Genomic DNA, 13,067 nt, shown 5'->3' on the forward strand with positions numbered 1-13,067 from the left:
CGCGTCGTCGTCGAGCTCGCGCCGGTACGTCGGTTCGAGGATGTCGGCAGCCTCGACTACCCTCGAGTCCAGTGAGCACAGCGACCCCATCCGGCAACCAGCCGGGCACCTCGGCCGCCGAGCACCTCTCTCCCTCCTTCCCCGAACGCGCCGCATGGGGAACGGCGAGCAAGCTCCGCGCCTGGCAGGCAGAGGCCCTCGAGCAGTACCTCGCCGACATGCCCCGCGACTTCCTCGCCGCGGCGACGCCCGGCGCGGGCAAGACGACGTTCGCCCTGCGACTGGCGGCCGAACTCCGAGCCCGCCGCGTCATCGACCGCATCACGGTGGTCGCCCCGACCGATCACCTCAAGCGCCAGTGGGCGGATGCCGCGGCTCGCGCCGGAATCCGCCTCGACCCGGGCTTCCGCAACGCGCACGGCAGCATCGCCCGGCACTTCCACGGCGTCGCCGTCACCTACGCGCAGGTGGCGATGCGGCCCGCGTTGCACCGCGAGCTCACCGTGTCGGGCCGAACCCTCGTGATCCTCGACGAGGTGCACCACGGCGGCGATGCGCTCTCCTGGGGCGACGCGATCCGCGAGGCGTTCGAGCCCGCGACGAAGCGCCTGTCGCTCACGGGCACGCCGTTCCGGTCGGACACGGCGCCGATCCCTTTCGTCCAGTACGAGGCCGACGCGAGCGGGGTGCGGCTGTCGCAGACCGACTACGCCTACGGCTACGGTCGAGCCCTCGCCGACGGCGTCGTGCGACCGGTGCTCTTCATGGTCTACGCCGGGCACATGCGCTGGAAGACCCGTGCCGGCGACGAGATGGAGGCGCGGCTCGGCGAGGACAACACCAAGGACATCACCTCGGCGGCCTGGCGCACGGCCCTCGAGCCGACCGGCGAGTGGATCCCCGCGGTCCTCGCCGCGGCCGACCGCCGCCTCACGGAGGTCAGGCACGGCATCCCCGACGCCGGCGGGCTCGTCATCGCGACCGACCAGAGCATGGCCCGCGCCTACGCGAAGATCCTCGAGGAGATCTGCGGCGAGCCCGTGACCGTGGTGCTCTCCGACGAGAAGGAGGCGAGCTCGCGCATCGAGCAGTTCTCCGAGGGCACGAGCCGGTGGATGGTCGCCGTGCGCATGGTCTCCGAGGGCGTCGACGTGCCGCGTCTCGCGGTCGGCGTGTATGCCACGAGCTCGTCGACGCCGCTCTTCTTCGCCCAGGCGATCGGCCGCTTCGTGCGAGCGCGCAGACGTGGCGAGACGGCATCGGTGTTCCTCCCGAACGTGCCGATCCTCATGGCCCTCGGGTCGCAGATGGAGCTCGAACGCGACCACGCCCTCGATCGCCGTGAGGGCGACGATGCCGACGACGACGGCCTCGACGACAGCCTGCTCGAATCCGCGAACCGCGAGGAGCGCGCCTCCGAGGAGCTCGAGTTCGGCACGTGGGAGGCCATCGCCTCGGACGCCTCGTTCGACCGCGTGCTCTACGACGGCACCGAGTTCGGCACCCTCGCCGAACCCGGCAGCGACGAGGAGTTCGACTTCATCGGCATCCCCGGGCTGCTCGAGCCCGAGCAGGTCTCCGAGCTGCTCCGGCATCGTCAGTCGCGGCAGGCGCGACGGGCGGGGGAGCGCCGCAAGCAGGCCGACCCCGTCGAGAGCGCCGAGCCCGTCGCGCTCTACCGCACGCTGAAGGAGCAGCGGACCCTGCTGAACAGCCTCGTCGGGCTCTGGGCGCGGCACACGGGCGAAGCTCACTCCATGGTGCACGCGGAGCTCCGGCGGGTGTGCGGCGGGCCGGCGGTCGCGCAGGCGACCGTGACCCAGCTGCAGTCCCGCATCGACTACCTGCGCAAGCGCCTCGGCAGCCGCTGAACGCACCCACGGGCCGAGGCGGGCTCGCGAGGCCGAGCGCGGGCTGTGCCAGCATGGCCATATGGATCGCCAGACCAGAGTGCTCGTCGTCGCGATCGTCGTCTCGTTCATCGCCTTCCTCGACGGCGCCGTCATCAACGTCGCGCTGCCCTCGCTCGCGGAGGACCTCGGCGGCGGCCTCGCCCTCCAGCAGTGGGCGGTCGACGCGTACCTGCTGACCCTCGGATCACTGATCCTGCTGGCCGGCTCCCTGTCGGACTCGTTCGGGCGCCTGCGCATCATCCGCATCGGGCTCTACGGCTTCGCCGTCACGTCGGTGCTCTGCGCCGTCGCCCCCACCGGGGTGTTCTTCGTCGTGGCGCGTGCGTTCCAGGGCGCGGCAGGAGCCCTCCTGGTGCCGAGTTCGCTCGCCCTGATCGTCGCGACCTTCGCTACGACCGACCAGGGGCGCGCGATCGGGCGCTGGACGGCGTGGACCACCAGCGCCTTCCTCCTCGGACCGCTCTTCGGCGGGGTCCTCGTCGACCTCCTGTCATGGCGCCTCGTCTTCTGGATCAACCTGCTGCCGATCGCGTACGTCCTCCTGCTCATGCGACGGCTCGGACGCGACGAGCCGAACCCCGACCACGACCGCATCGACTGGCTCGGCGCCGGCCTCGGCGTCGTGGGGCTCGCCGGCACGGTCTTCGCCCTCATCGAGGAGGGCCGCTACGGCTGGACCTCGCCCGTGGTCCTCGTCCCGCTCATCGTCGGCGTGCTCGCGCTCGTCCTCTTCGTGCTGCAGGAGCGGCGCACGGCCCAGCCGATGCTCCCGTTGTCGCTCTTCGCGGCGCGGAACTTCGCCATGGGCAACCTCGCGACCGTGTTCATCTACGCGGGGTTCTCGCTCGGGCCGTTCGCGATGACGATCTTCCTCCAGGAGACCGCCGGGCTCAGTGCCACGATGGCCGGGCTCGCGACCCTTCCGCCGACCATCATGCTCGTCCTGCTCGGGTCGCGGTTCGGCGATCTCGCCGGTCGATTCGGACCGCGGATCTTCATGACCGCCGGGCCCGTGGTCGTCGGCGTCGGCTACCTCCTCACGCTCGCCGTCGATGAGGAGTTCGTCTACTGGTGGCAGTTCCTGCCCGGCATCCTCGTCATGGGGCTCGGCATGGCGATGACGGTGGCACCGCTCACCACGGCCATCCTCGGCGCCGTCGAGCCGGGCCGGGCGGGCATCGGCTCGGCCGTGAACAACGCCGTCTCCCGAATCGCGGGCCTCATCGCGATCGCGAGCATCAGCGTCGTGGCCGGCTCCCGACTCGACGTCGAGGGGTATCGCAGCGTCGCGATCTTCGTCGCGGCCGCCCTCGTGATCGGCGGAGCCGTCTCCTGGTTCGGCATCCGCAACCCCGCGCGGGTCACACAGCCGGAGACAGCCGCCTGAACGTCGCCCGCCGCGGCGCGCCTGCCGCCGACCGTCACGAAGACGGTCGGCATCCGCTCCGCCTCGTATGATTCCGGATGAGCGACTCTCACGGAGTCAGGCAACCCGACTCGTTGGAGGCACCCGCATGGCCGAGAAGCCCGAACTGGACCGCGTCGACCGCGCGCTGCTCCGAGCCCTGTCCGGCAACGCCCGCGCGTCGGGAGCGGCCCTCGCGGCCGAGGTCGGCGTCGCCGAGTCCACGGTCTCGTTGCGCCTGCGCCGGCTGCAGGCCCTCGGCACGGTCCGCGGATACCGCGTCGAGGTCGACCTCGCCTCGCTCGGGGTGTCGCTGCAGGCGCTCATCGCCATCCGGCTCGTGAAGCACGACCGCTCGGAGATCGACGCGTTCCGATCGCAGGTGCCGCACCTTCCGGGCGTCATCTCGGTGTACCACATGGCCGGCGCCGAGGATTATCTCCTGCACGTGGCCGCCCGCGACGCCGAGGAGCTCCGCGAATTCGTGCTCGCGCATCTCACCGGCCACCCCGCCGTCGCCCACACCGAGACGAACCTGATCTTCGAGCACGTCGACGGCGACGGCTGGGACAAGCTCGTCGGCTGACGATGGTGCACGCCGCGCGACCCATCGCGCGCCGTGTGGCCGCGCGGCGACGGACTCAGGCGATCGTCGTTCCGAATGCCAGTCCGAGCACATACGTGACGGCGGCGGCGCCGAGGCCGATGCCGAGCTGCCGGAGTGCCCGCTTCACGGGGGAGGCGCCGGAGAGCACGCCCACGGTGGCACCGGTGATGACGAGGGCGATGCTCACGAGCACGGTCGCGAGGATCGTGGCGGGCAGCCCGCTCATGCCGAAGATCCACGGCAGCACCGGGATGAGCGCGCCGGAGGCGAAGAAGAGGAAGCTCGAGACGGCGGCCGCGAGGCCCGTGCCGATCGCATCGTCGTCGTCCTCGGGGATTGCGAGGGCATCGGAGGGCGCCGTGGCGAGCGCGCCCGCTGCCTGCACGCGTGCGACGACCCTGGCCGCCTGGTCCTGCGCCTCGGCGTCGCCCATGCCGCGGGCGCGATAGACGAGTGCGAGTTCGTTCGCGTCGATGTCGAGGTCGATGAGCGCCTCGCGCGCGGTCGGGTCGGGGGCGGATGCCGCGAGCAGCTCGCGCTGGGACCGCACGGACACGTACTCGCCGGCGCCCATCGAGAGCGCCCCGGCCAGGAGGCCCGCGATGCCCGTGAAGAGCACGACCGACGCGGGAACGCCGGTGGCGCCGATGCCGAGCACCAGGGCGAGGTTGGAGACGAGTCCGTCGTTGGCCCCGAACACGGCTGCGCGGAAGGTTCCGGCGAGCCGGCGCCGGCCGCGCGCCGCCAGCCCGCGCACGACCTCGCCGTGGATGCGCTCGTCGGCGGCCATGGCCGGCGTCGCGTCGGGATCGTTGCTGTACGGCGAACGCGCCTCCGCCTGCTGGGCGAGCGCGAGCACGAAGATCGACCCGAACCGACGCGCGAACCATCCCAGCAGCCGCGTCCTGAGGTCGGCCCGCGGAACGGTCGTCCCGGCGTCGCCGAGCAGTCGCAGCCAGTGCGCCTCGTGGCGGCCCTCGGCGGCGGCGAGGGCGAGCAGGATGGCACGCTCCTCGCCGGTCCGTCGCGCGGCCAGCTCGCGGTAGACGACCGCCTCGGCGCGCTCGTCGGCGAGGTAGCGCCGCCATCGCGCCCGGTCGGCGGCACTGCCGTGCACTCCGTCAGTCTCGGTCTGACCCATCGATCCACATCCGTCTGGGACCGTGCGCGGCACGTTCCCGCATCATCACGACATCGGCCGCGCGTGCGGCCTCGCCCCACGATATCCGCGCCGGGCGCGGCATCCGCTCGATTCCGCGTTCTTGGCAGCATTTCGGAGTGCCGAACACGAGAAGCCCGGTCGCGGGGCGGCGGAGGGAACCCGCAGTGCGGGCGAGCCCTCGTAGTTCTGCCAGCATGGGGAGGATGAGTCCTCGCATCGCACTCGTGACCGGCGTCGGGCGGTCCAACGGCATCGGGCACGCCATCGTGCTCGAGCTCGCCCGTGAGGGCTGGGACGTCGCGTTCACCCACTGGCGGGCGTACGAGCGCCGGGTACCCCTCGGATCGGATCCCGAACGCGACCCCGAGCGCCTCGAGGCCGCGGTCCGGGCGCTCGGGCGGCGCGCGATCGCCATCGAGGCGGATCTCGCGGACCCGGAGACGCCCGACCGGCTCATCGCCGACATCGGCCATCGGCTCGGAACGATCGACGCGATCGTGCTGTCGCATGCCGAGAGCGTGGACTCCGGCATCCTCGACACCACGCTCGAGAGCTTCGACCGGCACTTCGCGGTGAACACGAGGGCGGCATGGCTGCTCATCCGCGCATTCGCCGGTCAGGTCGCCGGCGGCGGCCGTGTCGTCGCGCTCACGAGCGATCACACGGTGGGCAATCTCCCGTACGGTGCGAGCAAGGGGGCGCTGGACCGCATCGTCGTCGCCGCAGCGCGCGAGTTGGCTCCGCTCGGGATCACGGCGAACCTCATCAACCCCGGGCCCGTCGACACCGGCTGGATGGACGACGCGACCCGCGAGGCGCTCACCGCGCACCAGCCGAGCGGCCGGCTCGGGACGCCCGAGGATGCGGCCAGGCTCGTTCGGTTCCTGCTGTCCGAGGACGGCCGTTGGGTCTCGGGACAACTGATCATGAGCGACGGCGGCTTCTCGGTCTGACCCGGCCGGGCTCGCCCCTCAGGCGCCGGGAGCGGTCACGAAGTCGATGAGCTCCTCGACACGGGCGAGGAGCGCCGGCTCCAGGTCGCCGTAGCCGCGCACCTGCCCGAGGATGCGCTGCCAGGCGCGTGCGATGTCGGCCTGCTCGGCGTGGGGCCAGCCGAACGCCTCGCAGATGCCGTGCTTCCACTCGGTGCCGCGGGGGATGACGGGCCATTCCTCGCGGCCCACGCGGGCCGGCTTCACGGCCTGCCAGACGTCGATGTACGGATGCCCCACCACGAGCACGTTCGCACGATGGGGGCCGCGCATGACGGCGTCGGCGATGCGCTGCTCCTTGGAGCCGGGCACGAGGTGGTCGACGAGGATGCCCGCACGGCGCCCCGGGCCGGGCCGGAACTCGTCGAGCTGCTCGGCGAGCACGTCGACGCCCTCGAGGTACTCGACGACGACGCCCTCGACGCGGAGGTCGGCACCCCAGACCTTCTCGACGAGTTCGGCGTCGTGACGGCCCTCGACGAAGATGCGGCTGGGCAGGGCGACCCGCGCCTTCGCCTGGGCCGCGTCGACCGCGAACGATCCGGAGGCGGTGCGGAGCCGGCCGGTCGGCGCCTTGGGCTTCGGACGCACCAGCTGCACGGCCGCCCCGTCGACGAGGAAGCCGTGGCCGAGCGGGAACATGCGCGTCTTGCCGAAGCGGTCCTCGAGGGTCACGTGCTGCGCATCGACCGCCACCACGGCGCCGCAGTACCCGTCGGCGGCGAGCTCGACGACGAGGTCGCGTTCGGCCTCGACGGTCGGGATGACGCGCCGCCCTGCCGCCCGCCAGTCGCCGGCGAGCACGTCGTCTCCGTAGCGGTCGGGTCCGTTCGGGGCGTGGGTCGAGGCAGGCACCGGACGAGGCTAACGGAAGTCGCGGGAGCGCAGGGGCGCCGACACGGTGAGCCGTTCGAACCGGTCGGCGACGAGGTTCACGACCCCCTGGTCGGAGCGTTCGAGGATGCCGCGGATAATCATCGCCGGCGCCTCCCGCGCGATGCGCCGATAGCGCTGCCACACGCCGACCCCGGCGATCACGTTGACGGTGCCCGACTCGTCCTCGAGGTTCATGAAGGTGATGCCGCTGGCGGTCGCCGGGCGCTGGCGATGCGTGACCACGCCGGCAACCTCGATGCGCCGTCCGCTCTCGGCCTGGAGCAGCCGGTCGACCCGCATCACCCCGCGCGCATCGAGCCGCTCGCGCATGTGCCGCATCGGGTGGTCGTCGGGCGAGATGCCCGTGGCCCAGAGGTCGTAGACCACCTGCTCGGCGGGGGAGAGCATGGGCAGCAGGGGCGGCTGCACCACGACCACCGACCCGGCGAGGTACTCCTCGCGGTCCTGCGCGGCCTCGCCGGCGAGCCAGAGCGCCTCGCGGCGCCCGAGGTCGAACCCGGTGAACGCCCCGGCCGCGGCGAGCGCCTCGAGCTGCTCGGCCGACAGGCCGGCCCGGCGGGAGACGTCCGCCATGTCGCGGTAGGGCCCGCGAGCCTCGCGCTCGGCGACGATGCGCTCCGCCACGGCGATGCCGATCGAGGAGACGTCGGCGAGTCCGAGGCGCACGGCGAACGCCCCGTCGCGGCGGTGCTCGGCCGAGCGGTCGGGTGCCTCCCTGACGAACGTTCCCACGGGCGGCTGCACGGGATCGATGCACGTCGGCATGCCCGTCGGCTCGCGGCATCCGTCGTCTTCGGAGCCGCCCGCGTGACCTGCCGAGCCGCCCGCATCGTCGCGGTCGGCGCCGGCCGGACCGTCGCGGCCGCCCGACACGCCGGCATCGAGCGCCTCGAGCCCGGCATGCACCCCCGAGCGCAGGATGTCGGGCCGCAGCGTCTGCACCCCGTGTCGCCTGGCATCGGCGGTGAGCGTCTGCGGCGAGTAGAAGCCCATCGGCTGGGCGCGCAGGAGGGCCGCGAGGAAGGCAGCCGGGTAGTGCAGCTTCAGCCACGAGCTCGCGTAGACGAGCAGGCCGAAGCTCAGGGCGTGGCTCTCGGCGAAGCCGAAGTTCGCGAAGGCCTCGATCTTCTCGTAGATGGAATCGGCCACGTCGGGCTCGATGCCGTTCTCGGCCATGCCCGCGTAGAGCTTGGCGCGCAGTCGGTCGATCTTCTCGACGCCGCGCTTGGAGCCCATGGCCCGGCGGAGCAGGTCCGCGTCGGCCGCGCTGCAGTTGCCGACGGCGACGGCCATCTGCATGAGCTGCTCCTGGAACAGCGGCACGCCGAGCGTGCGCTCGAGCACGGGCTCCAGCTTCGGATGCAGGTAGCTGACCTTCTCCTCGCCCGTGCGCCGGCGGATGTAGGGGTGCACCGCACCGCCCTGCACCGGCCCGGGGCGGATGAGCGCGATCTCGACGACGAGGTCGTAGAAGCAGCGGGGCTGCAGCCTGGGGAGGGTGCCCATCTGCGCACGGGACTCGACCTGGAACACGCCGATCGAGTCGGCACGGCAGAGCATGTCGTAGACCGCGGCCTCCTCCTTGGGCAGCGTCGCGAGCTCCCAGGTCTCGCCCGTGTGCTCGCGCACGAGGTCGAACGTGTACTGCAGCGCGGCGAGCATGCCGAGGCCGAGCAGGTCGAACTTCACGAGGCCCATCCACGCGCAGTCGTCCTTATCCCACTGCAGCACCGTGCGGTGCTCCTTGCGCGCGTGCTCGATGGGGCACACCTCGCCGACGGGACGGTCGGTGAGCACCATGCCGCCCGAGTGGATGCCGAGGTGCCGGGGGAAGCTCAGCAGCTGCTCGGCGAGCTCGACCACGGGTGCCGGGATGTCGTGGTCGTCGGTGCTCACCACCGCGCCCCACCGCTCGACCTGCCTGGTCCAGGCGTCCTGTTGGCCCGTCGAGTAGCCGAGCGCCTTCGCCATGTCGCGCACCGCGGCCTTCGGGCGGTAGCTGATGACGTTCGCGACCTGGGCGGCGTTCATGCGCCCGTACTTCCCGTAGACGTACTGGATGATCTCCTCGCGACGGTCGGAGTCGAAGTCCACGTCGATGTCGGGCTCCTCGTCGCGCAGCGCCGAGAGGAACCGCTCGAACGGCAGCCCGTAGTAGATCGAGTCGACCGCGGTGATGTCCAGGACGAAGCAGACCGCCGAGTTCGCCGCCGAGCCACGGCCCTGGCACAGGATGCCGCGGCTTCGCGCCTCTCGCACGAGGTCGTACACGATGAGGAAGTAGCCCGGGAAGTCCTTCAGCTCGATGACGTCGAGCTCGCGTGCGAGCCGCTCGCGCACGTGCTCGGGCATTCCGGGGTACCGGCGCTCGGCGCCCGCCCATACCAGTTCGCGCAGCCAGCTCATGGGCGTGTGCCCCTCCGGCACCTCCTGCCTCGGCAGCCTGGGCCTGGCACTCCGCAGCGTGAACCCGAGCTCGGCGGCGAGCGTCGCCGAGCGGGCCACCGCCCCCGGATAGCGCGCGAACCGCTCGGCCATCTCGGCCCCCGAGCGCAGGTGCAGCCCATCGGATGCCGGAAGCCAGCCGTCGAGCTCGTCGAGGCTGCGCCTGGCGCGCACCGCGGCGAGCGCCGAGGCGAGCCGGTGCTCGCCAGGGGTCGCGTAGTGCACGGCGTTGGTGGCCAGCAGCGGGATCCGGGCGCGCGTGGCGAGCTCGGCGAGCACGTCGTTGTTCTGCTGGTCGAGCGGATGTCCGTGGTCGAAGAGCTCGACGACGACGTGGTCGCGGCCGAACAGGGCGATCAGGCGGTCGAGCTCGCGCCACGCGGCATCCGGCCCCTCGGTCGCGAGCGCACGCCGAACCATTCCCTTGCGGCATCCGGTGGGGATGATCCATTCATCGCCTGCATGCTCGGCGAGGGCTTCGAGCGAGTACACCGGGCGCCCCTTCTCGCCGCCGGCGAGCTGCCCCTCGGTGATCGCGCTCGCGAGGCGGTGGTACCCCTCCTGCTGCCTGGCCAGCACGAGCAGGTGCTCGCCCTCGGGGTCGGCCGCCCCCATCTGCGGGGCGGAGAGCCCGAGCGAGAGCTCCGCGCCGAACACGGTCTCGAGCTCGGGGAAGCTCTCGGCCGCCTCGGCGAACCGCACGACCCCGTAGAACCCGTCGTGGTCGGTGATCGCGAGACCCGTGAGCCCGAGCCGGTGCGCCTCCTCGACGAGCTGCTCGGGCGCCGAGGCGCCGTCGAGGAAGCTGTACGTCGAGTGCGCGTGCAGCTCGGCGTACGGCACGACCGGCCCGGCCGGCGCCTCGAGCCCCTCCGACGGACGGTACGGATGCCGCTTGCGGCTGAACGCGGGACCGTCGCCGCCGTCGGCGATGAGCTTCGGCGCCCCCGGCCGCTGCCGGTCGGAGAGTCGGCGTTCGAGTTCGGACCACGGGATGCCCGGGTTGTTCCACCCCATCAGCACCACCCGCCCATGCGTCTGCGCGCCATCAGTCGTACCTCGCCTCGGCCCACCAGCCCTCGGCGTCGCGCACCAGCAGCCACGCGCAGCCGTCGTCGTCGACGATCTGGAAGCGGTGCACGCGCTTGGCGTGCTCGGGGTCCCACCAGCGCTCGACGACGGGCCAGGGCCCCGCCCAGGCGCGCACGGGGGCGGCGCCGAACCCGTCGCGGGTCCGCGACCGCGTGGTCGGGGTGGCGGCGAGCGCCTCGCCGACCGCGAATCGCTCGGGCGGCGAGGAGATCGCCCCGCGGTCGTCGATCGTCACCACGGCGCCGCGGGCATCGAGCAGGGCCACGGGCAGGCGATCGCGGAACACGCTCGCCGGCGCGAGCGCGGGCAGGCTGCCCGGCCACGGGGCGTCATCGGCCCGCGCCGGCGCCGGCGCGCGATCGCCCCACGGCACGAGCACCTGCCGGTCGGCCAGCATGCGCCCGCCGCCGACGGATGCCGTGACCACCGCATCGTGCCCGAGCATGCTCTGCACGCGCGTGAGGCCGTGGTGCACGCGCTCGTCGGGCGCACCGCCCCAGAGCCCCTCCTCGTGGTTGCCGGTCGAGTCGACGCGCTCGGGGATGACGCGGAGTCGCACGATCGGCGATGCGAGGCCGGTGTCGGCGGTTCCCGCGCCCTGCAGCTGCCAGCGGACCCGGTCGATGACGTCGGCGGGCGTGAACCAGCGCGGATGCAGCCAGCTGCGACTCGAGTGTCCTCCGCGTTCGTCGTCGATCTCGACCCGCAGGCCCGTGCACACGAGTCGGACGGCACGCATGCGCTGGATGAACTCCTCGGCGCCGATGCGGAACGCGAACGCGAGCTGGTCGATGCGGTCCAGCGGCGGCTCGAAGTGCTGCTCGACCTCGAACTCGGGCGGGGGAGTGCGGGCCAGCACCCGCGCCTGCTCGCGCCCCGAGGCGCGGTCGTGCGCGAACGCGCCCGCAGCGCCGAACCTCCGGCGCACGTCGACCTCCGGCAGCGCCGCGAACTGGCCGAGCGTGTGCACGCCGAGCCGGTTGAGCAGCGTCGTGGTGCGGGGGTCGGCAACGAGCGAGACCGACAGCGGGGCGATGAACACGGCGGATGCCCCCGGCGCGACGATCTTCACCGAGGGTGGCGCGGATGCCGCGCCGGATCCAGCCGGCTCCACGGTCGCCGGGGTTCCCGCACGGGTCGCCCTCGCCGCCTGCTCGGCCGCGAACGGCCCGTCGGCCACGCCGATGCCCACGTCGACGAGCCCGAGCTCGGCGGTCGTCGCGAGCAGGGCGGATGCCGCGGCCTGCTCGCTCCCGTAGTAGCGAGCGGGTCCCCGTGCCCGCATGGCGAGCGTGCCCGGGCGCACCACCTGGACGCCGGGGACGATCTGCTCGATGCGCCGCACGACCGGTTCGAACACGCGCACGTCGAGCGCGGCGTCGTAGTCGTGCACGATGAGCTCCGGCGAGCGCAGCTGCGCCTCGCGGAGCTTGAGCCCACGCAGGACGCCCTGCCGTCGCGCCCCCTCGGAGCAGGCGAACACGAGGCCGCCCTCGATGAGGGCGATCGCCGCCGACGGATCGATGCCGAGTTCGTGACGCACGGCGTGCACGGGCCAGTCGGGGCACCAGAGCACGATCGTGCGGCCGAGGTCGGCGTTCATCCGGCCCTCCTGCGGGCCTGGCCGACGAGTCCGATGGCGATCGGGCGCGGCACGATCGACACCGGGGCGGGGAGCTCCGGGGCGACCGACCTCGGCGGGATCGGCGCAGATGCAGCTGCAGGTGCGAGCACGGGTTCAGCCGGTCCGGGTCCGGCCGGCACCGGCGCGAACTCGAGCGATCTCCCCGGCAGCCGGAGCCGTGAGCGGGCGTGGCGCGCGAACTCCCCGCGACCGGCCGCGTTCACGACGACCTCGCGATCGACCAGGTTGCCGTGTCCGCGGTCGATGCCGTGCCATTCGCTGGCCTCGAGCCCGAGCCGGGCGTCGCTGCCCGGCCACGCACCCGCCACGAGCAGGGTGGTGCCGCGCTGCCTGAGCCGCGCCTGCAGGCGGCTCGCCTCGGCGGGGGAGACCCTCGTGGCCGGACGCACCGCGACGACCGGCATGACGTCGACGAGCGCCGCGGAGACCGCGAGCCATTGGGCCCCGGGGTCGGGCACGAGCACGAGTCGTTCGAGGGCGATGCCGAAGCGGGAGGCCGCCTCGACGCCGAACTCGGGCATGCCGACCACCGCGGCCCACGCGCCGCCGGCGCTCGGGCCCGCGAGCAGAGCCATGAGCAGGGTCATCGACCCCTCGACCTGCACGACCGTTCCCTCGCGCAGCGTGCCGCCGGGCAGCACGTCGGCGAAGGCCGGGTGCGTGGGCACGGCCTTCGTCTCGAGGCGCGTCGCCTGCATGCCGCGGATGCGGGCCTGCAGCTCCTCGACGCGCGTCGCATGCGGCGCGGGCGCGGAACGGGGAGCGGTCATGGTCACTCCACCAGTTTCGAACACATGTTCGAATGTGGCAAGTCGAGCACGCCGAACGTCCGACCTTCGAGGTGCACTCGAAGGACGACCGGAAACCGGCCGGAGATCACCGTCACGAGGAATCGACGCCCGGCAGGGA

The 13,067-nt window shown here is 72.6% G+C and carries 9 protein-coding genes; 4 read left to right on the plus strand and 5 right to left on the minus strand.

Features of this window, described 5'->3' with window-relative positions; genetic code table 11:
- Nucleotides 1-71 precede the first annotated feature (71 nt).
- The 3 genes from GQQ95_RS02990 to GQQ95_RS03000 all read left to right on the plus strand — a co-directional run bounded on the left by GQQ95_RS02990 (nt 72) and on the right by GQQ95_RS03000 (nt 3,904).
- Nucleotides 72-1,871, plus strand: coding sequence for a DEAD/DEAH box helicase (locus GQQ95_RS02990; RefSeq protein ID WP_157426180.1), 1,800 nt, complete (start codon nt 72-74; stop codon nt 1,869-1,871).
- A gap of 61 nt (nt 1,872-1,932) precedes the next feature.
- A complete protein-coding gene (locus tag GQQ95_RS02995; protein ID WP_157426181.1) occupies nt 1,933-3,300 on the plus strand; it encodes an MFS transporter in 1,368 nt (455 codons plus the stop codon).
- 127 nt (nt 3,301-3,427) lie between these two features.
- Complete coding sequence (locus tag GQQ95_RS03000; protein WP_157426182.1) at nt 3,428-3,904, plus strand: Lrp/AsnC family transcriptional regulator; 477 nt, start codon at nt 3,428-3,430, stop codon at nt 3,902-3,904.
- Between the two features lie 55 nt (nt 3,905-3,959).
- Here the strand turns inward: GQQ95_RS03000 and GQQ95_RS03005 are convergent, their stop codons facing one another.
- Nucleotides 3,960-5,066: a VIT1/CCC1 transporter family protein gene (locus GQQ95_RS03005; RefSeq protein WP_157426183.1), complete on the minus strand. Its 1,107-nt coding sequence runs from the start codon at nt 5,064-5,066 to the stop codon at nt 3,960-3,962.
- Nucleotides 5,067-5,290: 224 nt separating this feature from the next.
- Here GQQ95_RS03005 and GQQ95_RS03010 point away from each other — a divergent pair, with 224 nt between their 5' ends.
- Nucleotides 5,291-6,040, plus strand: coding sequence for an SDR family oxidoreductase (locus tag GQQ95_RS03010; RefSeq protein ID WP_212275249.1), 750 nt, complete (start codon nt 5,291-5,293; stop codon nt 6,038-6,040).
- 18 nt (nt 6,041-6,058) lie between these two features.
- On the opposite strand, the gene GQQ95_RS03015 is transcribed toward GQQ95_RS03010, so the two are convergent.
- From GQQ95_RS03015 to GQQ95_RS03030, 4 genes are read right to left on the minus strand one after another with little or no spacing between them, the layout of a single operon-like run.
- Nucleotides 6,059-6,934 carry a DUF3097 domain-containing protein gene (locus tag GQQ95_RS03015; protein WP_157426185.1) on the minus strand — a complete coding sequence of 292 codons (876 nt, stop codon included), beginning with the start codon at nt 6,932-6,934 and terminating at the stop codon, nt 6,059-6,061.
- A gap of 9 nt (nt 6,935-6,943) precedes the next feature.
- The gene (locus GQQ95_RS03020) at nt 6,944-10,438 is read right to left on the minus strand and encodes an error-prone DNA polymerase (RefSeq protein ID WP_157426186.1); all 3,495 of its coding nucleotides are present in this window, start codon (nt 10,436-10,438) and stop codon (nt 6,944-6,946) included.
- Between the two features lie 31 nt (nt 10,439-10,469).
- Nucleotides 10,470-12,116 carry a DNA polymerase Y family protein gene (locus tag GQQ95_RS03025; RefSeq protein WP_157426187.1) on the minus strand — a complete coding sequence of 549 codons (1,647 nt, stop codon included), beginning with the start codon at nt 12,114-12,116 and terminating at the stop codon, nt 10,470-10,472.
- A complete protein-coding gene (locus GQQ95_RS03030; RefSeq protein ID WP_157426188.1) occupies nt 12,113-12,928 on the minus strand; it encodes a hypothetical protein in 816 nt (271 codons plus the stop codon). Before GQQ95_RS03030 ends, GQQ95_RS03025 begins: the two co-directional genes overlap by 4 nt.
- Nucleotides 12,929-13,067 lie beyond the last annotated feature (139 nt).

Source organism: Agromyces salentinus (genome assembly GCF_009749395.1).
Classification (GTDB): Bacteria; Actinomycetota; Actinomycetes; order Actinomycetales; family Microbacteriaceae; genus Agromyces; species Agromyces salentinus.